Here is a 24,843-nt window from a genome sequence, read left to right as displayed (position 1 = left end):
AGGTGTGCTGTGTTATGGCCCCCGGTCTGAGTCCGGTGGGACTGTTTCATATTTTCATTTTACCTATCTTGTCTGGTCCAATGGGCTTGCTGAAGTAATATCCCTGGCCGGCATCGCACCCCCAGTGCCTCAAGAGATCTAGCTGTTCATCGGTTTCGATCCCCTCGGCGGTTATTTCCATATTAAGGGTCTTCCCCAGTCCCACGATCGCTCGTGTCAGAGAGGCCGATTCTTCCGAACTTGTGATATCGTGGACGAATGATTTGTCGATCTTTATCCTGCGAATCGGAAACCTCTTCAGGTAACTGAGCGAAGAATATCCAGTGCCGAAGTCGTCGATAGCGATACTGATACCCATGTTTGCGACGGCATTCAGGTTTTCGATGGTGACGCTGGTCCGCTCCAAGAGCGTACTTTCGGTCAGCTCGATTTCTATACGGTCTCCGGAGAGGTTGTGTTCGGTCAGCATCAAGAAGAGTTGCCTGGCAAAATCAGGATCGTTGAACTGTTGACTTGCCACGTTGACGGAGAAACAGAATCGGGGGTGCGATGCGGACATTGCACATACCTTCTTGAGAACCCACTCTCCTACGGTGTGTATGAGTCCGTTCTCTTCGAGTAACGGAACGAAACGAGAGGGGGGAATGGAGGCGAGCTCTGGATCCTCCCATCGCAGAAGAGCTTCGAAGCCGATCACGCTGAGATCGTCGAGAGAGATAATGGGTTGGTATTTTATGACAAGCTGATCACGTTCTACAGCCAGTCTCAACGATTGCTCCAAGTTGAGGCGGTCAGTGAAGTGCCGATGTTCGTTGCGGTTGAAAAAGCTGTAGCGCCTGCTTACATCTGCTTTTGCCTGATACATGGCAGAGTCTGCATATTTCAATAGTGAATGCGGATCTTCGGCATCATCGGGGTAGAGAGAGGCGCCGATACTTCCTTTCAAGCGATACTCTCGTCCGTCGAGATCGAAAGGGTTTTCGAATATCTCGAGTATATGGTCGATGATTCGTTCACAGTCATATCGTGATTGGATGTCGTTTGCGACCAGCACGAATTCGTCTCCTCCGAATCGAGCAAGCGTATCGGTGCTACGGACTTTCGATTTGAGGCGGGCGGCCATTTGTTGTAACAGCTGGTCTCCAGCTGCATGACCCAGGGTATCATTGATGTTCTTGAAGTTGTCGAGGTCGAGAAACAATACCCCAAGCCTGCTGTGTTTTCTTTTGGCCGAAGATATCCCTTGGGTGAGACGCTCCATGAGTTGAAGCCTGTTTGCCAGTCCGGTCAGGATGTCACTGGTGGCAAGGCGGAGGCTTTCTTCTTCCATGCGCCGTAGATCGGTGAAGTCCTCGACGGTCAATAGGATGTTGGGAGTATCGGAGACTTGCGAGTCGGTATTCAGTATAGATAAATGTATTGCAAGAAATCTTTCTGTTCCATTTACGCTAAGTGTCGCTTCCCCGTGATATTTTCTGTCGTTTATAGCGATGGCAAGCATGTCGTCCACGTCAGACCTAGGCAGCAACTCCTTGAGGGATTTTTTCGTTATATTGGAGCCTAGGCCAAAGATGGTTTTTGCTGCAGGATTGGCTGACTTGATGGATCCGTTGGGAGCTACGATGAAAACTCCGCTCGGGAGTTTGTCCATGATGCGTTGTAGAATTCTTTCCTGCTGCTGTCGTAGAATTCTGTCTGTGTGATGGTACGCTTCCATGGCTAGATCCATGTCGAAGAATATGATTTTTATTAACGAGTCGACATAGTCTTCGAATTGGCCGCGGTATTCATGGCGATTTCTATATAAATGGGGGACCAAAGCCCTTAGATATCTTCTGTATGCGGCGATGTACCATTTCGGGTGCAGGCCCGCTCTTGCATGCGCCACTCCTACCATGAGTCGATGGGTGACGTATTGTGGACCGTAGTTGCCGTTCGTCAATCCATTGAAGTATTCGAGTTGTTTTTCTAAGAGTGTGTCGATCTGTTCCTGATCTGCCAGCAGGTGCCTCGTAGGCTCGAAGCGTCGGAAGAAGTCATATAGATCGGCTATGAAATGGGGCGCCAAGCCACGCAGTTCTTCTTTCAGTTCTTGCAGGCGTCGTTCGTCATCCGTAGAGAATTCCAGGCTTTCTTTATGCGCATCGATTTCGGCGTCGCTAATATCTGGCGCGTAAGAGGTTAGAGGTGTTTCTTGGTCCAAGTTCTTCATGTCCCACCAGAAATGCTGTGGTGTTGGTACTGATGCCAGAGAGAAATGGCAACCTGTGGGAGGCGGGTGAAGGGCCTGAGGACAGAATGGAGCCACGTGGGGAAGGTGGCTGCCCAGTGGTTAACGGCAAGAATCATATCGGCTTTAGCGTCGAGGACAACCGACACGGTTAATGTCGAGGTCGAGAGGCCTGCGTACATGGCTGGCTTGATATGGGGGAAGAAAAAAAGACCCGCCGGAGGCGGGTCCACGACCTTGGAGGTGAAACGATAGTCTCAGGGCTTGATGTAGATATAGCCTTGCTGCTGAAGGCGAGCCAGCTCGGCCACGCCACTGTCCACGATGTCGTTTGGCTCGACGCCGTAGAGATCACTGTCGGCATCGACCCCGCGTCGGCGCAGGGTGGCGCCGCAGACCTCGAAGCGCACGCCCTGGTCCTTGAGGGTATCCACCCGGGCGGCCATCTGGCCGTCGGCATTGGCGCGTCGGAAGCTCTTCAGGTGGCCGAGCGCCTCGGGCAGCAGGAGCATGGAGAGCCCGTTGCCGTGCAGTACCACGCGGATGTCCAGGTGGTCGGCGCCCTCGGCCTCGATGTGATTCTGCACGGTACGCAGGGCATAGGCCTGGTGTGCCGGGTCGCTGTCGTTGATGTGATAGACCACGCGCAGGCGGTCGCCGGCGGCGGCATTCGCCGCACTCAGCGCCGGGAGCAGCAGCAACAGCCAGGGCAGCAGTCGGGGCAGCTTGAGCATCGGCTTCAGACCCGGATGTAGCTCCAGCCTTCCTTCTGGCGCTTGACCACGTGGCTGACGCCGGAGTCGATGATCTCGGCCTCGGGCAGGATCTCGACCTCGATGCCCTGCTTGACCTCCAAACGCTGGATGGTGTTCTTGCAGGCGACGAAGGTCAGGTTCTTGTAACGCTGGGCCAGGTGGTGGATGCGCTCCTTGTAGTGGCTGAGGCGCTCGCGCAGGAAGGCCAGGCCTTCACCGTTGCTCACGATCTCGACCCGCAGCGGCTTGCCATCGGCCTCGTAGGCGGCCAGCATCTGTTCCACGTCGTCGAGCAGTTCGCCGGCAGCGGTCTGGTCGGGCGTGGTCAGGTGGAAGACGATGCGCGTCTCCTCGCTGTCAGCCGAAGCCGGTGCCTGGCCGCGTCCCTCCGGGTCGAGTACCACCAGCCGGTCCTGCGCCTCTGGCTCTCGTTGCCCACCAGCCAGCCGCCCAGCAGGCCCACAGCCAGCATCAGCCAGTGTCGGCTTGCTCGCGCGACCTTGCAGGCGGCAATACCCGGTGGGTTGGCGTAGGCCAGCTGGAGTTGGCTCTTCAAGTTGTTGAGTTCACATACCTCGCGCGCCAGCGCCCGATACTGCTGGATGGCCTCGAGCACCCGTACTCTTTCCTGCGAGGTCAGTTCGCCGTCGACGTAGGCGTTGAGATCAATATCACTGTTCCTGGTCATGACGAGTACCTTTTCCTGAGGGGGACCACGACCCGGTCGTTGAGATGGACCTGGGCGAGCAGCTCGCGCAGGCGCCCACGGGCGCGCGAGAGGCGGCTCATCACGGTCCCGACCGGGACATCCAGGATCTGTGCGGCGTCGGCATAGCTGAAGCCGGCGAGATCCACCAACGTGATGATCTGACGGTGATCATCGTTGAGGGCGGCGATCGCTTCGCGGGTGTGCTGCACCAGCTGCGAACGATCCGCGGCCTCCTCCGGGGTTTCCTCGGTGACAGGTTCGGCATCCTGGCCGGTATCCTCGCGCTGCCGTCGGAACTGGTCACGGAACAGGTTGGCCATGATCCGGGTCAGCCACGCGGCCAGACGCGTCTCGTCGCGCAGGCTGTCCAGCTTGTCCAGCGCCCGGGCCAGGGTCTCCTGGACCAGGTCTTCGGGCATGTGCTGATCGTGCGACCAGGACCAGGCCAGCCGGTACAAGCGCTCGCGCTCTTCGCAGATGGCGTGGCGCAGGCGGCGGGTGCGGCCCAGTCGTTCCAGCAGGGAAGGAGTATTTTTCTCTCTCATGTGCGCAAAGACGAGCGGGCGCCGGGTTTATTCCCTGCGCCAGGAAGGGCTCCGGGACAGGTTACACTGTTTGTATGCAGGCACTCTACCAGGCAACAGACGAGATCGAGGCCCAGTTGCTTTGCGACTGGCTGGGGGCCTCGCGCATCCGCGCGACCATACTGGGTCGTTACCAGTCGGCGGCTGCCGGCGAGCTGCCGGCCCTGCAGTTCCCGGTGGTCTGGGTGCTGGAGGACGACGACCTGCAGCGAGCACGGCAGCTGCTCGAGGAATTCCTTTTGCGCCGCGCCGGCTCCCACCCGGGGGCGCCCTGGCGTTGCACCTGCGGTACCGAGGTGGAGGCCGGCTTCGATCTGTGTTGGCACTGTGGGCGGGGCCGATCGGCATGAACGATTTCGCCGCGCGCCTGCTGGCCTGGTTCGATGTGCACGGCCGCCACGACCTGCCCTGGCAGCGACCCGGTGATCCCTACGCGGTGTGGGTCTCCGAGATCATGCTGCAGCAGACCCAGGTGACCACGGTGATACCCTATTACCAGCGTTTCATGACGCGCTTCCCCGACCTGGCCAGCCTGGCCGCGGCATCCGAGGACGAGGTGCTGGCGCACTGGTCGGGGCTGGGTTACTACGCGCGTGCGCGCAATCTGCACCGCGCCGCGCGCCTGGCGATGGCCGAATACGATGGTCGCCTGCCCGAAGACATCGACACCTTGCAGGCCCTGCCCGGCATCGGACGCTCTACCGCCGGGGCCATCCTGTCGCTGGCGCTGGGCCAGCGGCATGCCATTCTCGACGGCAACGTCAAGCGGGTGCTGGCCCGGCACCATGCTGTTCCGGGCTGGCCGGGGCAGGCCGCGGTGGCGCGCACGCTCTGGACCTTGGCCGAGGCACACACGCCTCATGAACGGGTGGCTGAGTACAACCAGGCGATGATGGATCTGGGAGCCACGGTCTGCACCCGTAGCCGACCGGCGTGCGAGCGTTGCCCGCTGGCCGCCGACTGCGAGGCCCGCCAGCAGGGACGCCAGGCCGATTTCCCTGGTCGCAAGTCGCGCCGCGCCCTGCCGGAGCGTACGGTGCAGATGCTGCTGCTGCGCGATCCCGAGGGCCGGGTGCTGCTGGAGCGGCGTCCTGCGGCAGGAATCTGGGGCGGTCTCTGGGGCCTGCCCGAGCTGCCCGCGGATGCCGATCCCCTGGCCTGGTGCCGGGACCAGGGTCACCAGCCGATCGATGCGGTACGCGCACTGCCGTCACGGCACCACACCTTCAGTCATTTTCATCTCGAGATCCTGCCGCGCGAAATCCGCCTCGAGAAAGCGGGATGCCGGGTGGCCGATGACGATAGACTGCGCTGGTATCATTCCCGCGAGTTGGCGGCGCTGGGACTGGCCGCGCCGGTTGCCCGCCTGCTGCGCGAGATCGAACAACCAGAGACAGGGGAAACACCATGGGTAGAGTCGTCAACTGCGTGAAACTCAAGCGCGAGGCCGAGGGCCTCGACCGCCAGCCCTACCCGGGCGAGCTGGGCAAGCGCATCTTCGAGAACGTCTCCAAGCAGGCCTGGCAGGAATGGCTGCGGCACCAGACCATGCAGTACCGCCTGAGTCCCATCGACCCCAAGGCGCGCAAGTTCCTGGAGGAGCAGATGGAGAAATACTTCTTCGGTGATGGCGCCGATACTCCGCCGGATTTTCGTCCGCAATAGAAGCCTCCCCGGGCCGAACCATTCGCGGCGAGGACGCCGCTCCTGCCTGCAGGAGGCCCGTCCCCGGGCCGAATGTTTGCTGACATGCAGAAGGCCCGCCCCCGGGCCGAACGGCCCCCTAAAGTCCTTGCATTCCCTGCCGCTACCGGCAGCAGGTGACGACCGCGCCTGCGCGGTCGTCGGTCTTGTGTACCCTGTTGTGAGGTCGAGGATATGAAAAGACAGGTTGGCTTTACCCTCATTGAACTGGTGGTGGTCATCATCATCCTGGGCATTCTGGCCGCCACGGCACTGCCCAAGTTCATGAACGTGCAGGATCAGGCCCATCAGGCCGCGGTGGCTGGTGTGGCTGGTAGTTTCACGTCCGGTGTTGCCATGGCCCATGCTCAGTGGGTCGCGGAAGGCGGCGTGGGGGCGAAAAACCTTGCCGGTTTCGGATCTGGCGATGTGTATACCAACGCTTCGGGTTGGCCCGTTGCTACCCGGAACTTCTCCCAATTGGGAGCAGACACGGATTGCGTGGGGGTATGGAAAGGACTGATGCAGAACCCTCCGTCGGTCGAAGCCGATGGTGTCGGCGCACCGGACTACTGGGCCAAGGCGAATACAACAAGCCAGACCTGTACCTATACCTACCGTGGCGATACGACGACCACCAAAAAATTCGTGTACGACGCAAATGACGGCAGCGTGACCGTCACCAATCCCTGATCATCCTTTCCCGAGGCGGTGCCACCATGGCTGGCGGCGGGGACAAGTACGCGACGGGTGTCCACCGGGGGTTCACCCTGGTGGAGCTGGTCGTGACCCTGTCGATACTGGGGGTGCTGGCCGCCGTGGCCCTGCCCCGTTTCTTCGCCACCGATCGTTTCGCCGCCATGGGACACGCCGACGCGGTGCTCTCGGCGTTGCGTTTTGCGCAGCGCACCGCGGTGACCACCGGCTGCGATACCCGCATTCGCGTGGGCGCTGATGGCTTCGATCTCTGGCAGCGCGCCACGAGCTGTACCGCAGGTGATTTCACCAGGGCACTGCTCCGGCCCGGTGGCGAACACTGGTCGGGCAGCACGCCGGCCGGGGTATCCAGCGGCGCGCTGGATCTGTATTTCGACAGTGCCGGGCGGCCTTGGCAGACGGCCACCGGCAAGCCGTTGCGCAGTGTGCAGACGGTCACCATCGGTGATCAGGTGCTGCGGGTGGAACCGGTCACCGGGTTTGCTCACCGATGAGGGGCGCCTTCTCTCCCCGTTGGCGGATGCGTGGCGTCACCCTGGTCGAGCTGGTGGTCTCGGTGGTGGTGCTGTCGGTGGGCATTACCGGCATCCTGATGGTCATCGCGCAGACCGTGCGGCACAGCGCCGACCCCATGCGCCTGACCCAGGCCAATGCCATCGCCCAGGCCTACATGGAAGAGATCCTTTCACGTGCACCTACCGATCCCTCGGGCGATGATACCGGCGGGCCCGAGGCGGGCGAGCAGCGCGCCACCTACGACGATGTCAACGACTATGACGGTCTCTCGGACCAGGGCGTGATCGACCAGAACGGTCAGGCGGTGGCCGGCCTGGCAGCCTGGCGGGTGAACGTCTCGGTGCGCCCCGGCACGCTCGAAGGCGTGAACGGGCAGCGCATCGAGGTGCGGGTGGGACATGCAGCCGACGCCGATTTCACCCTGAGCCTGGCGGCCTGGCGGTTCGAATGAGGTGGGGCATGGTACGGCGGCAAGGGCAAAAGGGCTTCACCCTGGTCGAGCTGGTGGTCGTGCTGGTGCTCACCGGCATCCTCGCCGGGCTGGCCTCGCGCTTCATCACCGCGCCCATCGAGGCCTACGTGGCGGTGAACCGGCGCGCCGAGTTGGTCGGTATAGCGGAAATCGCCATGACGCGTCTGGCGCGCGACGTGGCCCAGGCCCTGCCCAACAGCCTGCGCATCGGCTGTGGCGGGCGTTGCGTCGAGTTGCTGCACGTGGTGGCGGGGGGCCGTTACCGCAGTGCGCCGCCGGGCGATGTTTTGTCCTTCAATCCTGCCGATGCGGATCAGCGTTTCGCGGTGATCGGTCCACTGGACCCGGCCGAGCCTCCGCTCACCGGTACCGATCCGACCGATTGCCGCGCCGGGCGCGCGGCCTGCGTCGCCATCTACAACACTGGTTTTCGCGGGGGTAACGCATGGGCCGGCGACAACATCGCTACCTTGCGGGCCATCGAGACCGCGCCGTTGCACATCCGCTTCGACAATGGCGGCTTCGCCGGGGGGCAGCGCGCCTTTCCCGCACCCTCGCCCCGGCGTCGGTTCTTCCTGCTGGACGGCCCCCTGAAGTTCCTGTGCGACCTGTCGGCGGGGACTCTCACCCGCTATGCCGGTTACTCCATCGTGGCCGACGAGACGGCAGTGGACAGCGCCGCCGAGCTGGTTGCCCTGGACAACCCGGCGGAGCCGGCCCTGCTCGCCGATCATGTTACCGACTGTCGCTTCGACTACCGGCCGGGGGCGGCCGCGCGCAACGGCGTGTTGCAGCTGTACCTGGTGATCGAACAGGACGGCGAGCGCGTCGCGCTCAGCCAGCAGGTGCAGGTGGTGAACCGGCCATGAACAACAGGCGGCGACAAGGGGGCTTTTCGCTGATCGGCACCTTGTTCGTGCTGGTGGTGGTCAGCCTGCTCGGCGCCTACATGGTGCAGATCGGCAGTGCCCAGCACCTCGAGGTGGCGATGTCGGCGCAGGGCTTGCGTGCGCAATATGCTGCGCACAGCGGGCTGGAATGGCTGGCGTATCGCCTGCGCCACGACGACGCCTGTCCCGTGCTGGCGGCACCGCTGGCCATCGAGGGTTTCAGCGTGCACATCGTGCGCTGTGAGGCCTGGCCGGTGACCGAGGGTGCCCTGAACTATACCGTCTATGACGTCACGGTCACCGCCGAGCGTAATGCCTTCGGCCATGTCGACCATGTCTCGCGCACCCTGCGTGCCATTCTGGAGGGCCCATGAAGACTTGTCTCCTGGGATTGTTGTGCTTCCTGTCATTGTCGTTGCGGCTGGCCCAGGCCGATGCCGGGAGTTGTGCTCTGCTCTGGCCCAGCGGCCTGCAGAACACCAGTGACGAGGGGAAGATCGAATTCAAGGACCAGGGCCAGTTGCTCGGCGATCCCGATGGATTGCTGGACACAGGGAAAGTAAAGAACAAGGGCAATGTACCCAGTTGCGGCAACACCGATTGCCAGGCTTCGGGCAGTCTGGCGCCGGCCCCGGCGGCCGCTGCCTTTCAGCGCAGCAGCAGCAAGCGCAAGATCAACGTGCCTGACGACGGCAGCTTCCGGCTCGGCAGCGACGGCTACGTCGACTACAAGGAGGTGATGGTCGACAAGCGTGCCCGCCTGGATGTCGACGCGTCTTTCACCCGGTACCGCATCCGCAAGCTCAAGCTGGAAAAGGAGTCGGTACTGGTTCTGCGTGCCGGAGTGGATTACTGGATCGAGGAGCTGGATGCCAGGGAGAAGGCACGTATCCTGGTGGAGGGAGAGGGCACGGCCCGCCTGTACGTGCGCGACAAGCTGACACTCGAAAAGGACGTGCTGATCAACTCCCCCTCGGCCGCTAGCGGGGGTGATCCGGCGCGCCTGTTCATCCTTGCCTACAACAAGATCGAACTCGAGGAGCGGGTCACGGTGTCGGCCTTCCTGCACGGGGGAGACAAGGTCAAACTGGACAAGCAGGTACAGTGGTTCGGTGCCATCTCGGCACAGGACGACATCAAGGTGAAGGGCCAGGTGAGTTACGACGCCTCGGCCCTGGCCGATCTGGACGTGCCCGGGATCTGCACCGGTGGCAGTACCCCGCCGTCCGACGGGGCCGATGGCTTCAACTGCGTACAGCCGGGTCAGGATGCCCTGGCCGGGCGCCTGTTCACGCGGCTGGCAGGCAGCGATTTCTCCCTGGACGTGATTGCCTTGCGCGACAGCGACGGTGACGGCTTGGCCGATGCGGTGGCCAGCGACTATGCCGCAGAGGGAGATCGCAGCGTGCGCGTGGAACTGGTGGACGCCTCGTCCGGCGGCGCCTGTTCGAGTTTGCCGACGATCACCGGTAGCGCGCAGACACTGGTGTTCCGCGCGGCCGACGGCGGACGTGTGCGCAGCCATGCCTTCCGGGTGGATCGCGCCTGGCGCTCGGTGCGCTGCCGGGTGCGCGACGACAGCGGTGACGCCCCGGTGGTCGCCTGTTCGGCCGACCGCTTTGCCGTGCGCCCGAGGGGCTTCGTCCTGGACTCCCCGACGTTGAACAACGCGACCGCCTCCGGCAGCAACTTCCGTTACGACGAGGTAGGGGCCTTCCGTTTCCGCTCCGGCGCCATCCGCGACAGCGGTTTCACCGCCGTGGATTCGGGCGGGGACTGCCTGGTCGGCAGCAGTACCACCCAGGCGGACGCCACCGGGCGCATTGGTTGCGATATCGCCAATGCCGATCCCTCGGCCTGGATCGGGCGCTTCGTGCCGGCGAGCTTTGTCGTCTCGGTGAGCGACCCGGGGCGCCTGGCGAACAGCTGCGGCAGCTTCAGTTACATCGGCCAGGCCATCGGTTACGACCTGCCGCCCAGCCTGCGCATCGAGGCGCGCAACCGCGCCGGGACGATCACCCGCAACTACACCGGCGACTACATGAAACTGGATACCACCGGGCTGTCCTTCGTCGATCCCGTGGCCGACGCCTCGGCGATCGGGGCGGATGGCAGCACGCCGCTGGCGCTGGCCATGCAGGCCGGTTCGCGGGTGCTGGTGGACAACGGCGACGGCAGCCTGACCTTGTCGCTGGTGGGGGACCGCTTCACCTACGCCCACGACGCCCTGGCGCAGATCGCGCCCTTTACCAGTGATATTCGCCTGGTCCTGCAATCGGTCACCGACACCGACGGGGCGACCTCGGGCCGCATCGATCTGGCGATTGCACCGACCGGGGTGCCGCTGCGCTACGGCCGCCTGGCACTGGGCAATGCCGAGGGCTCGGAGCTACAGACTCTGGCGGTGCCGGCACGCGTTGAATACTTTGCCGGCAGCGCGCTGGGCTTTCTGGCCAATGTCGACGACCATTGCACGCCGGTCGGCAGCATGGTGATCGAAGAGGTCGATGCCGGCGACAGCCTGGCTCCGGCCGACACCTGCGTGTGGGACAGCGCGGGCCTGAGCGGTGCGGCAGCCTGTGCCGATCCCGGCGAGTCCGCCTGGCAGTTGCGCGCCACGCCCGACCAGGCGGACTTCAACCTGCACCTCGCGCCGCCGGGTGTGAACCACACCGGTGTGCTGCGCCTGCGCATGGTGGCCCCGGCCTGGCTGCGATACGACTGGAGCGGAGTAGGTGACGCGGATCCCGCGGCGCTGATCAACTTCGGCATCCGCGGCAGCAGCTCGGACATCATCTACCTGCGGCAGCAATGAGGCTGGCCTGGATGGCTCACAAACAATAGGGCAAGGTCCGGGGGGCGACAGAATTCAGGCTATCGATGGGCACGGCCCTTCGGGCCTCTGCCCGTCAATGGGCATCCTCGCCGCGAAGGGTTCGGCCCGGGGACGGGCTTCCTACAGGTAGCAGCGGCGTCCTCGCCGCGAACCTCCGGCCCGTGTCAGATGAAATCCGGGCCGGACGTCAGGGTCGTGCGGCGGAGGACAGGTCCCACAGGGGCAGGAACACGCCCAGTGCCAGCACCGTGACCATGATGCCGATGATGACGATCACGATGGGTTCGATGGCATCGGACAGGCGCTTGAGATCGAACTCGACCTCGGCCTGGTAGTGGCGTGCGGTCTCGGCGAGCAGCTCGTCCACCGCGCCGGATTCCTCGCCGACCGCCAGCATCTGCAATACCAGGGGGGTGAACAGGCCGGTGGCCGCGGCGGTGCGGGTGATGCTCTCGCCCTTCTCGATGCCCTTGCGCATCTCCTGGATGCGCTCGGCGACATGCACGTTGTCCACCACGCCGGCGACCACCTTCAGCGCCTGCACCAACGGCACCCCGGCGCTCAGGGTCATGCTCAGCGACTGCGCGAAGCGACCCATCACCGCCTTGTGCACGATGGGGCCGATCAGTGGCATGCGCAGCAGCCAGCGTGCGCCGAGGCGGCGGCCCTGTGCAGTGGACAGCCACTGGCGCACCGCCACCAGGGCGCCGATGCTGCCGAACAACAGCAGCGGCCACTGGGTACGGAAGAAGTCCGAGGTGGCGATCAATATTCGGGTCATCAGCGGCAACTCGGCGTCGTAGCGCGCAAAGGCATTGGCAAAGGCCGGGATCACCCAGATATTGATGATCACCACTGCCACCGCGATGGCGCCGAGCACGATCAGTGGATAGCGCAGGGCGGTGCGCACCCGTTCGCGGGTCTGCTTTTCCATCTCCAGGTGGTCGGCCAGGTGGGCGAAGGCCTCTTCGAGTCGCCCGGTGCTCTCGCCCACGCGCACCATGGCAATGAACAGCGGGCTGAACAGGGCGGGGTGCTGGGCCAGCGCCATGTTCAGTTCCAGGCCTTCCTGCAATTGCGCCAGCACGCATGAGAGCGCCTGCTTGAGACGCGGGTTGCGTGCGGTCTCTGCCAGCCCCTTGAGCGCGCGCAGAATGGGTACGCCGGCCTTGAGCAGTGTGCGCAGCTGGCGGCAGAACATGATGATCTCCTCGGCGCGCACAGGGGGCTCCAGCAGGCCGCGGAGCTGTTGCAGCACGTCCACTCGGGGGCCGTTTCCGGCCTCGATGCGGATGGGGATCAGGCCGCGTTCACCGAGCAGGGCAGCGGCCTCGCCGGCCGAGTCGGCCTCGAGGCTGCCGCCGGACCTTCTCACCGTTGCGGTCGCTCGAACAGCGCCATCTCAGTGCTCCTGGACGCTGCTGATGCGCATCACCTCGGGCAGGCTGGTGATGCCCTGCGTGGCCAGTTGCAGGGCGCGCTGCGACAGGGTGACAAAGCCCGGTGTCTCGCGTGCAGCGCGCGCAAAGCCGTCGATGTCCTGGCGGCGCAGGGCCTCGAGCAGGCTTCCGCGGATCTCCAGCAGTTCATAGACGCCCACCCGCCCGCGATAGCCGGTGTGGTTGCAATGGTTGCAGCCCTCGCCGCGACGCAGGCCGGAGAGGTCCGCTTGTGGGTGATTGGCCGCCAGCCAGGCCTGTTCGTGCTCGTCGGGTGTACAGGGTACGGCGCAGTCCGGGCAGACCCGGCGTACCAGGCGCTGTGCCAGCACCGCTTGCAGGGCAGTGGCCATCAGGTAGCCCGGTGCGCCCATGTCGAGCAGGCGGCTGATGGTGTCCACCGAGCTGTTGGTATGCAGGGTGGAGAGCACGAAGTGGCCGGTGATGGCTGCGCGCAGGCCGATCTGAGCGGTCTCGAGATCGCGCATCTCGCCGACCAGGATCACGTCCGGGTCCTGGCGCAGGGCGGTGCGCAGCACGCGTGCGAAGGTCAGGCCGATCTGTTCGTGCACCTGAACCTGGTTGACGCGCGGCAGGCGGTATTCGATGGGGTCCTCGACGGTGATAATCTTGGTCTGCGGGGTGTTCAGCTCGTTGAGTGCGGCATACAGGGTGGTGGTCTTGCCGCTGCCGGTGGGGCCGGTGACCAGCAGCAGGCCGTGCGGCGTGCGGATCAGTTTGCGCACCCGCTCGCCCACCTCGGCAGGCATGCCCAGCTGCTCCAGCGAGAGGATGCCGCCGCTCTGGTCGAGCAGACGCATCACCACCGACTCGCCGGCGGCCACCGGCATGGTCGAGAGGCGTACATCCAGGTGCCGGTGGCCGACGCGCACCTCGTTCATGACCTGTTCCTGGAGCACGCCGTCGATGCGCATGCGGATGCGCAGCAGCTTCTCCTCGGGCTCGATGTGGATGTCCGAGGCCTTGGCGTGCAGGGCGTCCTCGAACAGGCGCTGCAACAGGCGGAACACCGGGGCTTCGTCCACGTCGGACGATTGCAGCATTTCGTCGAGATCGACATCGGCCTGGCTCAGCTCTTCGTGCAGCTCGCCAGCCAGATCGCTCAGGTCGCTATCGCCCCGATAGAGTCGGTCCAGTGCCTCGATGAGCTGGGATTCGCGGACCACGGCCTGGCGCACCCGCTTGTGCAGCAGGCGCGCTACCTCGTCCTGAGCGAACAGGTCGGTGGGATCGGCCATGGCCAGCAGGACGTCGCGCTCGCCTTCTTCGAGCAGCAGTACCCGGTAGCGGCGGGCGATGGTCTCGGGCAGCTTGCGCGCGATCTCGGGGTCGACCTGCTGTTTCGAGAGGTCGAGCAGGGGGATCTGCAGCTGGCGCGAGAGGAATTCGAGCAGGCGCTGCTCGGTCAGGAGGCCCAGCTCGACGAGGGTTGCCCCCAGCTTGCGTCCACTGCGCTTCTGCGCACTCAGCGCGTCCTGCAACTGCTCCTCGGTGATCACCCCGTGGCGCACCAGCAAGTCGCCCAGGCGCATCTTGCGCAGGGGGCTGGCGCCGGCCGGTGCCTGTGTGGTCATGGGCGGTCCTCCAGGCGTTGGCGCGCATAGTCGCGTACCGCAGCAGTCAGTCCCGGGGCTGTCAGCACACGCTGCCAGGCGACACGTGCCAGTGCGGGGTCATATTCATCCAGGCTCAGTGCCAGGCCCAGCCAGTCGCGGGCCTCGGCACCAGGCAGCGCCGTGAGGCGCTGATACAGGCGGCCGGCGCGACGGGTCTCGCCCTGTTGCCGATAGAGGGCCGCGGCCAGGCGCATTGCTGCGCGGTCATCAGGGTGACGCGCGAGCAGGGTCTCGAGGTCACGCAAGGCGGCTTTTGCCTGGCCCTGATCGACCAGCAGGCGAGCACGCAGCAGGACCAGCTTGTCGTCGTTCCCGAGGCGGGCGAGGCTGCGCTCGATCTGCGCAAGTGCCTCGTCGCGGTGCTCGCCGCGCAGCAACAGCCCCACCAGCAACTGGTGCGCCGCGCGGTCGGACGGGGCCGCGCGCAGCCGCTGGCGCAGGCGTTCCTCGGCGAGGCTGAGTTCGCCCTGTGCGATCAGCCGGCGGATCTGCGCCAGGGGGGCGGGCGCCGGGGTCTTGCGCAGCCGCGTCGGCAGGCGGGAAGCCGCCTTTGCCTTCCTCGGCGCGGGGCGGTGGGCCGGCCGGGTCGGGGGCGGTGTCTCCGCCTCGCTGATGCGCAACGGCAGATAGTCGGCCGAGGGCGCTTCCGGTGCCGCTGGCGCAGGCGCCTTTTCGGGTGCCTTGGTCCTTGCCATCTTCGGTGTGCTGGACGGGCTGTTCGCCGATGGTGTTTGGCGGGGACTAGCGACCGGGGCCGGGGAGGGCGCGGGTTCCGCTGCCGCTGCCTGAACCGGTGCTGGTGGCTCGGTCGGGCGCAGCACCTGTACCGGGGCAGGGGCCTGCCGGGCCTGGGTCCACCACCAGAACGCCAGCCCGCCGGCGACTATCAGCCCGCCGACGGTGAGCCAGGCAGCCAGACGCCGTCGGCCACCCCCGGCTGCCGCTGCCGGGGAGGCGGTCGCCAGACGCAGGGCCGGCCGTGCCGCATCGGGCAGGGGCCGGTTCTCCAAGTCGCGCAGTACCTGGTTGAGCAGGCTCATCAGCCGATCCCCGTGGTCCAGAGCAGGCCGGCCATGGCCAGCGAGGCGCCGAGTGCCGCGGCCCAGCCACGCGCCCGTGCCCAGGGCGTGCGCCGAGCCAGGCACTCGGTGTCGGCGATGGCGCGTCGCAGGTGACGGCGGCGTGGTCGCCGGCATCCTTCGCCATAGGCGGCGAGCAGGGTCTTGTGGGCCAGGATGTTGACCAGCCGGGGGATGCCGCCGCTGACCCGGTGCAGGCGGCGCGCCAGGCCCGGGCTGAACAGGGACTTGCCCTCGTGGCCCGAGACCGCGAGGCGGTGCGCCAGGTAGCCGGCCACCGCGTCCGCATCCAGCGCTTCGAGCCGGTAATGGAAGGTGATGCGTTGCGCCAGTTGCCGCAGTTCGGGACGAGTCAGGCGGGCATCGAGCTCCGGTTGGCCCAGCAACACCACCTGCAGCAACTTGTGCTTGCCGGTCTCCAGGTTGCCGAGCAGGCGCAGGGCCTCGAGGCAGTCATGCGACAGGGCCTGGGCTTCGTCGACGATAAGTACCACCTGGCGGCCGGCCCGGTGTTGTTCGAGCAGGTGCCGGTTGATCGCCTCGATCAGGTGATGCTGGCCGACGTTGCGCGGCAGCCCGAGCCCCAGTTCGGCGGCCAGGGCATGCCGCAGTGCCGCCGGGGTGATCGCCGGGTTGGGGATGTAGGCCGTGACGAAGCGCTCGTCGGCCTCCAGGGCGTCGAGCAGCATGCGGCAGAGCAGGGTCTTGCCGGTGCCCACCTCGCCGCTGAGCTTGATGAAGCCCTCGCCCAGTTGCAGGGCGGTGAGCAGGGTCTCCAGTGCCTCCAGATGACCGCTGTCGGCATAGAAGTAGCTGGTATCCGGGGTCAGCGAGAAGGGGGGCTCGCGCAGGCCGAAGAAGTCTTCGTACATCAGAACACCTCCTTGCCGTCCGGGGCGCGGCCCAGTCTGTCGATGCGTCGCGCAGTGGCCGAGATGTCCTGGCGCCAGGCTGCCGGGCCGTCGATCACCAGGGGGCGCAGCAGGATCACCAGCTCGCTCTTGCTGGCCTGTTCGCGACGGTGGCCGAACAACGAGCCGAGCAGCGGCAGCTCCCCGGCGCCGGGTACCGAAGCGCGCTGGTTGCGGCGGCTCTCCTGCATCAGTTCCCCGATCACCACGATCTCGCCGCTGCGCGCATAGACGATGCTGTCGGATTCGCGTACCCGCGATTGCGCCAGCGGCAGGGTCTGGGTCTTGTTGTCGATGGTGAAGGTCTTGGATTGGTCGGTGACTTCGCTGACCGAGGGGTGGATGTGCAGGGTGACACCGCCACGGGTATCGATCTGCGGGGTCACGTCCAGGGCGATGCCCGAGAAGAAAGGCGTGAGCGTCACGTCGGGCGTCGAGGTGGTGGTGGCCCCGGTCACCGTGGTGGTGGACACGTCGGTGACGAAGAAGTCGTCCTGTCCCACCTTGATGACCGCTTTCTGGTTGTTCAGCGTGGCCACGCGCGGGCTGGACAGCACCTGGACCTGTCCCTGCGACTTCAGCAGTTCGATGAAGGCGGCGAAGCTGCCGGTCTTGATCGCCGCGCTGAACACCCCGCCGAAGGCCTGTGCCGCCAGGCCGCTGATGGCGGTGTAGGCAGCCGGGTCGAGGTTGCCGGGATTGCCGCTGATGCCGCTGCTGCCCGAATCGAGCACGCTGCCGCCACCGGTCTGGCCGATGGTCAGCAGGCCGTTGTTGGGCAGGCCGGCCAGCTTGCCCCAGTCGATGCCTGAGCGGTAACCGTCGTCGAGCTGCACCTCGATGATCTTGGCCTCGATGATCACCTGGCGTTGCAGGGTCGATTGCAGCGAGCGCAGGTAGGCCGCGACCTCGCGTTGCTCGGCGGGCATGGCGCGTACCACCACGATGCCGGACTGCGGCGAGACCACGACCGAGCGGCCCTCGCCGTCGCCGACCAGGGTGCGCAGCCCGGCGCGCAGTTCGCTCCAGAAGTCGCTGGCGCTCTTGGTGATCACCTTGGACGAGGGCAGGGTCTCGGTGTTGCCGCCGTTGTCGCCGGTATCGCCGCCTCCCCCGTTCTGGGTCATCTGTCCCGAACTGACACGCATCTCGGAGTTGCCGTTGCGTTTCACGTTCAGGTAGTTGATCTGATAGATACGCGATTGCAGGCGCATCGGCAGCACGTGGAAGCCCGAGGCGGTCTGCTCGTATTCGTAGCCATAGACATTGCGCAGGGTTTCCATCACCTCGCCGATGGTCACGTTCTTGAGATCGAGCGAGATCTTGCCGCCGACATCGGGGTGCACCACCATGTTCCATGGGGTGCCGGCCACCAGGCCCATGAAGAACTCGCGCGCGGGGGCATCGACCACCTGGATGTCGAAGCGTCTTTCCTGCTCTTCCGGCTGACCCAGCTCGACCTTCAGCGGCGGGATCAGCGCGGCGGTGATCTCCGGGGGCGGCGTCGGCGGCCTGGACCGGGCCGCCGTCTCGCCTTCTTTCAGGGCCTGACGGATATCGGGCAGGGTGGCCTGCTGGCGCGGGGCCGGGGTCTGGCAGGCCGCCAGCAGCAGGGTGATCAGGGTGATCGACAGTCGTCTCATCGGGTGTTCTCCTCTGCCGCGCGCTTGAAGGCGGTCTGGCGCAGATACAGGCGTTGCGGCCCCTGCGGGCCTTCGAGTGCGACCCCGCTGCGGTCGATGGCGGTGATACGCCAGCTGCCGATGCGGTCGCCGACGCCGAAGCGGCGACCGCCGATCAGGGCGCTGTAGTGTGCGCCGCGGGCGATCAGCGCCTGCAAGGGGGGCAGTGCCTGCCGCGCCGGCGTGGTGGTGTCCATGGCGGCGGCCGGTTGCGGTGGACGGGTCGGGTCGAACAGGGCCTGGGCGCCGGTCAGGGCAGGGGTGGCGAGTGCGATCAGCAAGGTTGTCATGCGCTTGCTAGACACCGATCCAGTCCTCCGAAAGGCTCAGGGTATGCAGTTCCAGGCGCACCCGGTTGGTGGGCCAGTCCTCGGTCTCCAGGTGGAAGCCGTCCCAGTGGATGCCGCCCGAGAGTGACTCCAGCCGTTCCAGGTAGCGCAGGATGTCCAAATAGCTGCCACGGAATTCCAGCACGAGGTCGTGCGCGAACAGCGGGATCTGCAGTTTCTGCTTGTCGTCGCCCAGCGGGCGTGCGCCCAGTGTCTCGAGGCGGATCAACTCGAGCCCGGGCTGGTGCGCCAGCATCTTTTGCAGCAGTACGGCCATCTCCTCGGGAGTGATCAGCCGTTGCGACAGGTGGTCGAGCCGGGCCTGCGAGGCAGCCAGGTCACGGCGCAGCTGCGCCAGGCGCCGGCGCAGGCGCCTGGCGGGCGTCGAGCAGGGCGATGGTCTGCTGCAGGGTGGTCCAGCGCTTCTCCAGCTGTTGCACCCGTGCCTGCAGGGTGGGGTCGGGCCGGTTGGAGGGGAGTCTGGCCTGTAATTCAGCCAGCTGCTGCTGGCGTGCCTGCACCTGCGCCTGTAACGGGCGGAGCTGTTGTTGCAGGGACCAGGTCTGCCAACTCAGCCAGCCCCAGCCACCGAGGATCGCCAGCACGCCCAGCACGGCGGCCGTGGCCAGCACCGTGGCGTTGAGGGGGTGGCGTACCGCTACTGTCGGGCGGTACAGATTGATGCGCTGTTCAGGAGGATTCACGCAGCGCATGGCATTTCCCTGAGCGCGGCGCCCATGGCGAGCAGCGACTGGCGTTGTTGCTGTTCGTCATGGCCATCCAGGCCCTCGATCCTGTCGAGTTCGAAGCGCGCCACCGGCACCGACAGGTACACCGCAGCAGAAAGCACGAAGGCGGCTTCCACCGCTGGCGACATTCCGAGTACCTGCAGGCTGTCCACCGGGCCGGTCGCATAGAGGCTCTGGTAGTAGTCGAGGGAACGTTGCACCTCGAGCAACAGATCATCCATGTCCTGTGCGGCGGGCTCCCCGCCCTGGAACAGGCCGGCGGTGAGCTCGATCTGCCGGCTCAGCCAGATGCGGTCGCCGGTCAGGATCTCGATCAGCGCCATGCGTGGAGCCAGGTACAGCCAGGCGTGGGGATGGTCGTCCTGGGCGTGCATCACCAGGTCGCGCAGCGCCATTTCGGGGATGTCGATGGCGCGCGACTCGGTGCCATTGGCAGCCATGGCGATCTCGTCGAGACGCTGTGGTGGTGCGGCGACCACGCAGCTCAGGCGCGGTGAGCCGGCGCGCTGGCTGGGAGGCAGTTCGAACTGGTCGATCACCGCCTCGTCCACGGGAAAATCCACCATATCGCGAATGCGCCAGCGCAGGGCTTCGGTCAGCTCCTCGGGCGGCAGCTCGGGTGGCTCGATCTGCAACAGGGCGTAGTCGCCTCGATCCAGTACCACGGTCAGGGGCGTACGCCGCCTGGCTCCCAGGTCGCGCAGTACCGCCGCGATCTGCTCGCCGCGCGTATCGCCACCCCTGGCCTCGGCCAGCGCCTCGATGCGCACCCCGTCGCCAGGCAGTGCGCGCAACAGCGCCCCGCGCGCGCCGTCGTGGTGCAGGCTGATACCCGCGTAGCAGGATGTCTCTTGCCGCGCCGATCGCAACCGTTTGAACAAAGTAGGACCCTCCATACTCACCGGCTTGGTGTCGATTGGCGTAGGAATTAACGGCGGGAGGCGGGGGAACTTTAGGCACTTGCTTGACGCAGCCTGACAGAGCCGGTTAAATACGCCGCCTTGCGACCGCAGAGGTCGCGGCTTCGCCCAGGTAGCTCAGTTGGTAGAGCAGGGGATTGAAAATCCCCGTGTCGGCAGTTCGATTCTGTCCCTGGGCACCATACAACTACAGGCTTGCCGAAACAGCGCCCCGGAGATCCCGGGGCGTTTTTGCGTTCAGGGGGCACCGGGTAACCGATGTCCCAACGGCGACGGGGGCATTATGGGATGTCGTCCGACACCTTCCCGGCGTGTAGGGGATGGGGTTGATCGGGAAGCGGGGTCCGGAAGGAGCGGGACCTGCCTTCAGCGCAGCAGTTCAGCGGCGCGGAAGTCCGGGTCGTTCCAGCAGCGGGGCAGGGGCTCGCCCGAGGGGAACAACAGGTTTACCTTGGAAAATTTCTTCGGGTCGGGCAGTTCCTCGCCGGCGTTGTAACGTCCGATCAGGGTCTTGTGGAAGGGGTCGGTCAGGTCGCGCAGCGAGAGTACCTCGACCAGCTCGCCGGAATCTTTTTCCTTGAGAAACATATGCGCCTCCGCGTTTCGTTCGGGCCTGTACTGAATATGCTGCCTGCCCGGCGCTTTGCAATGGCGCGCGGGTTCAGAGCGGCGCGTCGGCAGCGCAGACCCGGTCACGCCCGGCGGTCTTGGCGCGGTAGGCCTGGGCATCGGCCTCTTCGATCAGGCGTGTCGCCGCGGTCTCCGGGTGCGTTCCGGTATCGCCGCGCAGCCTGGCGACGCCGATGGAGACGGTGACCGGTATGGCCACGCCGTCGGTGGTGACAACGGGTTTGGCGGTGACGGCGGCGCGGATGCGCTTGGCCAGGGCGATCAGCACCTGGTCGCCGGCGGCATGACCGTGCTCGTCGTTGATGCGCTTGAAATGGTCGGCATCGATGAACAGGCAGGACAGGGCCAGGCGATGGCGACGTGCGCGGCTCACTTCCTCGGCCAGGCGGGTATCCAGGTGGCGGCGATTGTAGAGGCCGGTCAACCCGTCGGTGAGGCCGCTCAGGCGCAGGCGTTCGCGGTTCACCGCGTTCTCCAGGCACACCGCGGCGAGACGCGCCAGGTGGTCGAGAAAGTCGGTGCCCTGGCCCGCGTGGAACCGGCGGGGGTCGCTCGCGCCCAGATGCAGAAAGCCCGAGAGCCCGTCGGGCTGGCGCAGCGGCAGCAGGGCCTCGCTGCGCAGGTTGGCCGGTGCGGGAAACGGCTGGTGGCGACGTACCCAGGGGCCAAGCCACGGACGGTGCAGGTCGGGATAGCGATCGAGTGCCTGCTGTACCTCGCGTTCGATGAACAGGTGCGGGATGTTGCAGGCCGGCGCACCCAGCGCGGCGAGCAGTTCCTCGAGCACACCGTAGGGATCGAACAGCACCAGGCGCACGCTCTCCAGGTTGAACGAACTGCGCAGGCCGATGGTGAGGCGCTCGATGAGATCCGGCAGATCCTGGGCGCCGAGCAGCGCCAGTTCACGTTCCTGGAAGCGGCGCATCACCCCCTCGTTGTAGGCGGCATCCGAGGTGAGGGTGTGCAGCAGCTGGCGCAGGGCCTGGTTTTCGGCCTCGAGTTCGTCGGCGCGGTCCATGGGGTATGCGGGCATGGCCATGACCCTATAATCGGCAGTGGTCCGCCGGACTTTAGGGGAGTACTCGCGGCGGGGGCGCCCCCGCGATCGGAGGTCCGTCCTCGGGCCGCACCTTCGGTTTTCCGGCGGGTATCGGAAAAGCGGCATCCAGGGAGGGAGGCATCATGAAACGCATCTTTTGGCTGGTTCTGTGCGGCGCGTTGTCGCCGGCATCGGCCGACATCTATCGTTGCGCGGGGCCGGTCGGTCCGGTCTACCAGGATCGCCCCTGCACGGGGGCTGGCGAACGGGTGCCGATGGAACACCGTGCCCCGCGCGCCGCTGCTGGCAGCGGCGTCAGCGTCTGGAGGCGGTGCGTCGGCACCTGCGCCGGGGCTACCGGCCGCTGGAGGGCGATCGTCTGCGCCACGAGGCGCGACGACTGGAGGACTACCTGTTCCGCTTCTGCGACTGAGCCGGCTCTGCAGGGGGCAGTCGGCGGGTGCGCGCGGCCCATTGCAGGAAGTTGGGTTCCTGGAGATAGCCCTTGCTGGCCACGTAGTTGAGTACATTGCGCAGGCGCACGAACTGTATTACCGAGTCGATGCGGATGATCTCGCGGCCCTGTTCGTCGAAGAAGATCAGGGTCGGGGCGTAGAACAGCCCGAGTTCGCGTGCCCACTCGCGCGCGGTGGTGGCCTTTCCCTGGGGAGTAACCACCGCCGTGTCGGCACGCATGTCGAGCTGGACGACCTGGAAGGGGGCGAGGGCATCGAGCACCACCTGACGCTTCAGTGGCTCGGTGTGCAGCACGTCGCAGGCGTGGCAGTCGCCCTGCTCGAAGAACACCACCAGTGGCATCGCCGCGGGAAACCGGCTGCGATCCAGGTTGTAGGGCGGTGGGTCGAAGAAGGGCTCTTCGATCAGGGGTTCGCCCTCGAAGCGCAGGGTGGAATCGCCACGTGCCAGGTAGTCGGGGAAGCGCTCTTTCAGGTAGTGATCGTCGGCCACGTACTCCAGTGCGGCGCGCAGCTGGTAGGGCGGATAATAGCCACGCAGGCGCAGGGCGATGCGCCCGTTCTCGTCGTAGAACACCAGTGATGGCGTGAAGTTGGTGTCCAGGGCGATAGCGTAGTCGCGCTGGCTCATGCTGCGCCCGTCGGGCAGGGTGACCTCCTCGGGGCTCCAGATGTCGATGGCGATCACGTCGAAATGACGGCGGATGTACTCGACGATGTCCGGCTCGCTGAAGCCCGTGTCCATCAGCTTCTTGCAGTAGGCGCAGCGTTGCTGGCCGAAATACACGATGATGCCGGCCTTGCCGGCATCCACTGCCTCGCGCAGGTCGTCCTGCAGGTCGAGAAAGCTCTCCTTGAACCAGTCGGGATGAACGATGACCTCTTCGAGCGGAGTGTCGTCGAAGCTGAATTCATCACCGTTGCTGCCGAGAACCAGCGCGGGCAGGAGCAGGATGAGAATGAACAGGCGGAATGACATCGTGTACTACAGGTAACTGCACCAGTCCTCGTTTTCGTCGCCGAACACCAGGAAATGGGGGTTGAGCAGGGAGTCCTTGCGGTTGTAGCGCAGGGGGCGGCCCTCGAGATCGGTGACAAAGCCGCCGGCGGCCTCGACGACGGCCTGTGCCGCGGCGGTGTCCCATTCCGAGGTGGGACCGAGCCGAGGGTAGATGTCGGCCTCGCCCTCGGCCACCAGGCAGAGCTTGAGCGAGCTGCCCATGCTCATGATCTCGTGCGGGCCGACCCCCTCGAGAAAACGCTTGAGGCTGTCGCCGGCGTGCGAGCGGCTGCCGGCCACGCGCAGCGGATAGCGGCGTTGCGCGGCGGCGCGGATGGGACGGGCCGGCTCATCTCCTTCCTTCTTCCAGGCGCCCCGTTCCAGGCAGCCGTAATAGCTGGTGCGGGTGACCGGGACGTGCACCACCCCGCAGGTGGCGCGTCCCGATTCCACCAGCGCGATGTTGACCGTGAACTCGCCGTTGCGCTTGATGAACTCGCGGGTGCCGTCGAGCGGATCGACCAGCCAGTAGCGCAGCCAGCGCGAGCGCTCGTCCCAGGGGATCTTGGCGGACTCCTCGGACAGCACCGGCAGGCGGGGCTCGAGTTGCGACAGTTCCTGTACGATCAGGCGGTGGGCCGCCAGGTCGGCCTCGGTCAGTGGTGAATTGTCGGCCTTCTTCTCCACCGCGAACTCGCGCGTGTAGATGTCCATGATGGCCTCGCCGGCCCGGCTGGCGATAGCGACGATACGTTCCAGATCGATGTTCATGCGTTCCTGCTTCCCGCGGGGTTCGAATCAATTGGGAGTGTGGGATAGAGTAGCGGCGACTGCAACCGGAGACGCGCCATGCCCGATTGGGAACGCATCGATACCGTCCTGCTGGACATGGACGGTACCCTGCTGGATCTGCATTTCGACAACCACTTCTGGTTGGAGCACGTGCCGGCGCGTTATGCCGCGCGCCATGGTTTGAGCTTCGAGCAGGCAAAGGCCGAATGTCAGCAGCGCTACGAGCAGGTGGCCGGCACCCTCGACTGGTACTGCATCGACCACTGGACCGAGCAGCTGGGACTGGACATCGTCCAGCTCAAGCAGGAGGTGGACCATCTCATCGCGGTGCTCCCCTACGTGACCGAGTTTCTCGACCTGCTGGGCCGTGCCGGCAAGCGTCGGGTGCTGGTGACCAATGCGCACCACAAGTCCCTCGCGCTGAAGATGGATCGCACTGCCCTGCACCACCGGCTCGATGCCCTGATCAGTTCGCACGAGATCGGCCTGGCCAAGGAGGATTCGGGGTTCTGGCCGCGCCTGCGCGAGCGCGAGCCCTTCGATCCCGCGCGCACCCTGTTCGTGGACGACAGCCTGCCGGTGTTGCGCGCCGCGCGTCAGGCCGGCATCGGTCAGTTGCTGGCGATTCGCCATCCCGACCGCAGCCAGCCGGTGCGCGAGATCGACGAATTTCCCGCAGTGGTCGATTTCGACGAGGTGATCCCGGGGTTGCAGGCCTGGCTGACTTCGGCCGGGTAAGGGTTCGGCCCGGGGACGGACCTCCTACCC

The 24,843-nt window shown here is 65.4% G+C and carries 28 protein-coding genes and 1 tRNA gene; 11 read left to right on the top strand and 18 right to left on the bottom strand.

Annotation, left to right across the window (positions count from 1 at the left end; translation table 11 throughout):
* Positions 1 to 46 precede the first annotated feature (46 nt).
* The 5 genes from EBS_RS13205 to EBS_RS12060 all read right to left on the bottom strand — a co-directional run bounded on the left by EBS_RS13205 (position 47) and on the right by EBS_RS12060 (position 4,239).
* Positions 47 to 2,212, bottom strand: a complete 2,166-nt coding sequence (locus EBS_RS13205; RefSeq protein ID WP_052199574.1) for a putative bifunctional diguanylate cyclase/phosphodiesterase — start codon at positions 2,210 to 2,212, stop codon at positions 47 to 49.
* A 275-nt stretch (positions 2,213 to 2,487) separates the two neighbouring features.
* Complete coding sequence (locus tag EBS_RS12070; protein ID WP_043108906.1) at positions 2,488 to 2,964, bottom strand: DsrE family protein; 477 nt, start codon at positions 2,962 to 2,964, stop codon at positions 2,488 to 2,490.
* 5 nt (positions 2,965 to 2,969) lie between these two features.
* Positions 2,970 to 3,389, bottom strand: a complete 420-nt coding sequence (locus EBS_RS12065) for a DsrE family protein (protein ID WP_052199573.1) — start codon at positions 3,387 to 3,389, stop codon at positions 2,970 to 2,972.
* The gene (locus EBS_RS14370) at positions 3,311 to 3,673 is read right to left on the bottom strand and encodes an anti-sigma factor family protein (protein ID WP_171816251.1); all 363 of its coding nucleotides are present in this window, start codon (positions 3,671 to 3,673) and stop codon (positions 3,311 to 3,313) included. Before EBS_RS14370 ends, EBS_RS12065 begins: the two co-directional genes overlap by 79 nt.
* A complete protein-coding gene (locus tag EBS_RS12060; RefSeq protein ID WP_052199572.1) occupies positions 3,670 to 4,239 on the bottom strand; it encodes an RNA polymerase sigma factor in 570 nt (189 codons plus the stop codon). The genes EBS_RS14370 and EBS_RS12060 overlap by 4 nt, the downstream gene beginning before the upstream one ends.
* A gap of 74 nt (positions 4,240 to 4,313) precedes the next feature.
* On the opposite strand from EBS_RS12060, the gene EBS_RS12055 reads away from it, so the two are divergent.
* The 9 genes from EBS_RS12055 (at position 4,314) to EBS_RS12015 (ending at position 11,371) form a co-directional block, all read left to right on the top strand.
* Positions 4,314 to 4,628 carry a putative signal transducing protein gene (locus tag EBS_RS12055; protein WP_043108905.1) on the top strand — a complete coding sequence of 105 codons (315 nt, stop codon included), beginning with the start codon at positions 4,314 to 4,316 and terminating at the stop codon, positions 4,626 to 4,628.
* Positions 4,625 to 5,710 carry an A/G-specific adenine glycosylase gene (gene mutY / locus EBS_RS12050; RefSeq protein ID WP_043109816.1) on the top strand — a complete coding sequence of 362 codons (1,086 nt, stop codon included), beginning with the start codon at positions 4,625 to 4,627 and terminating at the stop codon, positions 5,708 to 5,710. The genes EBS_RS12055 and mutY overlap by 4 nt, the downstream gene beginning before the upstream one ends.
* Complete coding sequence (locus EBS_RS12045) at positions 5,686 to 5,943, top strand: oxidative damage protection protein (RefSeq protein ID WP_043108904.1); 258 nt, start codon at positions 5,686 to 5,688, stop codon at positions 5,941 to 5,943. The genes mutY and EBS_RS12045 overlap by 25 nt, the downstream gene beginning before the upstream one ends.
* Before the next feature lie 213 nt (positions 5,944 to 6,156).
* Positions 6,157 to 6,654, top strand: coding sequence for a type II secretion system protein (locus tag EBS_RS14805; RefSeq protein WP_043108903.1), 498 nt, complete (start codon positions 6,157 to 6,159; stop codon positions 6,652 to 6,654).
* 26 nt (positions 6,655 to 6,680) lie between these two features.
* A complete protein-coding gene (locus EBS_RS12035) occupies positions 6,681 to 7,172 on the top strand; it encodes a pilus assembly FimT family protein (RefSeq protein WP_052199571.1) in 492 nt (163 codons plus the stop codon).
* A gap of 26 nt (positions 7,173 to 7,198) precedes the next feature.
* Positions 7,199 to 7,645 carry a hypothetical protein gene (locus EBS_RS12030; RefSeq protein WP_043108902.1) on the top strand — a complete coding sequence of 149 codons (447 nt, stop codon included), beginning with the start codon at positions 7,199 to 7,201 and terminating at the stop codon, positions 7,643 to 7,645.
* An 8-nt stretch (positions 7,646 to 7,653) separates the two neighbouring features.
* A complete protein-coding gene (locus EBS_RS12025; protein WP_171816250.1) occupies positions 7,654 to 8,535 on the top strand; it encodes a prepilin-type N-terminal cleavage/methylation domain-containing protein in 882 nt (293 codons plus the stop codon).
* On the top strand, positions 8,532 to 8,930 hold the full coding sequence (locus EBS_RS12020; RefSeq protein WP_043108900.1) for a hypothetical protein: 399 nt from the start codon (positions 8,532 to 8,534) through the stop codon (positions 8,928 to 8,930). The genes EBS_RS12025 and EBS_RS12020 overlap by 4 nt, the downstream gene beginning before the upstream one ends.
* Complete coding sequence (locus EBS_RS12015) at positions 8,927 to 11,371, top strand: DUF6701 domain-containing protein (protein WP_148307760.1); 2,445 nt, start codon at positions 8,927 to 8,929, stop codon at positions 11,369 to 11,371. The genes EBS_RS12020 and EBS_RS12015 overlap by 4 nt, the downstream gene beginning before the upstream one ends.
* A 208-nt stretch (positions 11,372 to 11,579) precedes the next feature.
* On the opposite strand, the gene EBS_RS12010 is transcribed toward EBS_RS12015, so the two are convergent.
* The 9 genes from EBS_RS12010 to EBS_RS11970 form a co-directional block, all read right to left on the bottom strand.
* A complete protein-coding gene (locus EBS_RS12010; RefSeq protein ID WP_043108898.1) occupies positions 11,580 to 12,767 on the bottom strand; it encodes a type II secretion system F family protein in 1,188 nt (395 codons plus the stop codon).
* A 27-nt stretch (positions 12,768 to 12,794) separates the two neighbouring features.
* Positions 12,795 to 14,426: a GspE/PulE family protein gene (locus tag EBS_RS12005; protein WP_043108897.1), complete on the bottom strand. Its 1,632-nt coding sequence runs from the start codon at positions 14,424 to 14,426 to the stop codon at positions 12,795 to 12,797.
* Positions 14,423 to 15,508: a tetratricopeptide repeat protein gene (locus tag EBS_RS12000; protein ID WP_148307759.1), complete on the bottom strand. Its 1,086-nt coding sequence runs from the start codon at positions 15,506 to 15,508 to the stop codon at positions 14,423 to 14,425. The genes EBS_RS12005 and EBS_RS12000 overlap by 4 nt, the downstream gene beginning before the upstream one ends.
* Positions 15,508 to 16,419, bottom strand: a complete 912-nt coding sequence (locus EBS_RS11995; protein ID WP_043108895.1) for an ExeA family protein — start codon at positions 16,417 to 16,419, stop codon at positions 15,508 to 15,510. Before EBS_RS11995 ends, EBS_RS12000 begins: the two co-directional genes overlap by 1 nt.
* Entirely contained in the window at positions 16,419 to 18,101 is a 1,683-nt protein-coding gene (gene mshL / locus EBS_RS11990) for a pilus (MSHA type) biogenesis protein MshL (RefSeq protein WP_043108894.1), read from the bottom strand. Before mshL ends, EBS_RS11995 begins: the two co-directional genes overlap by 1 nt.
* Positions 18,098 to 18,445: a hypothetical protein gene (locus EBS_RS11985; RefSeq protein ID WP_148307758.1), complete on the bottom strand. Its 348-nt coding sequence runs from the start codon at positions 18,443 to 18,445 to the stop codon at positions 18,098 to 18,100. Before EBS_RS11985 ends, mshL begins: the two co-directional genes overlap by 4 nt.
* The gene (locus tag EBS_RS11980) at positions 18,438 to 18,746 is read right to left on the bottom strand and encodes a hypothetical protein (RefSeq protein WP_043108892.1); all 309 of its coding nucleotides are present in this window, start codon (positions 18,744 to 18,746) and stop codon (positions 18,438 to 18,440) included. The genes EBS_RS11985 and EBS_RS11980 overlap by 8 nt, the downstream gene beginning before the upstream one ends.
* A gap of 61 nt (positions 18,747 to 18,807) precedes the next feature.
* A complete protein-coding gene (locus EBS_RS11975) occupies positions 18,808 to 19,182 on the bottom strand; it encodes a hypothetical protein (RefSeq protein WP_043108891.1) in 375 nt (124 codons plus the stop codon).
* Positions 19,170 to 20,099: a hypothetical protein gene (locus EBS_RS11970; RefSeq protein WP_148307757.1), complete on the bottom strand. Its 930-nt coding sequence runs from the start codon at positions 20,097 to 20,099 to the stop codon at positions 19,170 to 19,172. Before EBS_RS11970 ends, EBS_RS11975 begins: the two co-directional genes overlap by 13 nt.
* Positions 20,100 to 20,244: 145 nt before the next feature.
* On the opposite strand from EBS_RS11970, the gene EBS_RS11965 reads away from it, so the two are divergent.
* A tRNA-Phe gene (locus EBS_RS11965) sits at positions 20,245 to 20,320 on the top strand.
* 184 nt (positions 20,321 to 20,504) lie between these two features.
* On the opposite strand, the gene EBS_RS11960 is transcribed toward EBS_RS11965, so the two are convergent.
* From EBS_RS11960 to cysQ, 4 genes are all read right to left on the bottom strand, one after another.
* A complete protein-coding gene (locus EBS_RS11960) occupies positions 20,505 to 20,726 on the bottom strand; it encodes a hypothetical protein (protein WP_043108889.1) in 222 nt (73 codons plus the stop codon).
* Between the two features lie 73 nt (positions 20,727 to 20,799).
* A complete protein-coding gene (locus EBS_RS14800) occupies positions 20,800 to 21,807 on the bottom strand; it encodes a GGDEF domain-containing protein (RefSeq protein WP_052199570.1) in 1,008 nt (335 codons plus the stop codon).
* Positions 21,808 to 22,215: 408 nt separating this feature from the next.
* The gene (locus EBS_RS11950; protein WP_052199569.1) at positions 22,216 to 23,262 is read right to left on the bottom strand and encodes a thioredoxin family protein; all 1,047 of its coding nucleotides are present in this window, start codon (positions 23,260 to 23,262) and stop codon (positions 22,216 to 22,218) included.
* Between the two features lie 6 nt (positions 23,263 to 23,268).
* Complete coding sequence (gene cysQ, locus EBS_RS11945) at positions 23,269 to 24,054, bottom strand: 3'(2'),5'-bisphosphate nucleotidase CysQ (RefSeq protein WP_043108888.1); 786 nt, start codon at positions 24,052 to 24,054, stop codon at positions 23,269 to 23,271.
* A gap of 78 nt (positions 24,055 to 24,132) precedes the next feature.
* On the opposite strand from cysQ, the gene yrfG reads away from it, so the two are divergent.
* Positions 24,133 to 24,813, top strand: coding sequence for a GMP/IMP nucleotidase (yrfG, locus tag EBS_RS11940; RefSeq protein WP_043108887.1), 681 nt, complete (start codon positions 24,133 to 24,135; stop codon positions 24,811 to 24,813).
* Positions 24,814 to 24,843: the final 30 nt, after the last annotated feature.

Origin of the sequence: endosymbiont of unidentified scaly snail isolate Monju, from assembly GCF_000801295.1 — a bacterium.
In the GTDB taxonomy this organism is placed as follows: domain Bacteria; phylum Pseudomonadota; class Gammaproteobacteria; order Chromatiales; family Chromatiaceae; genus MONJU.
The sequence above is the reverse complement of the archived record's forward strand: the minus strand, read 5'-3'. Positions and strand labels throughout refer to the sequence as shown.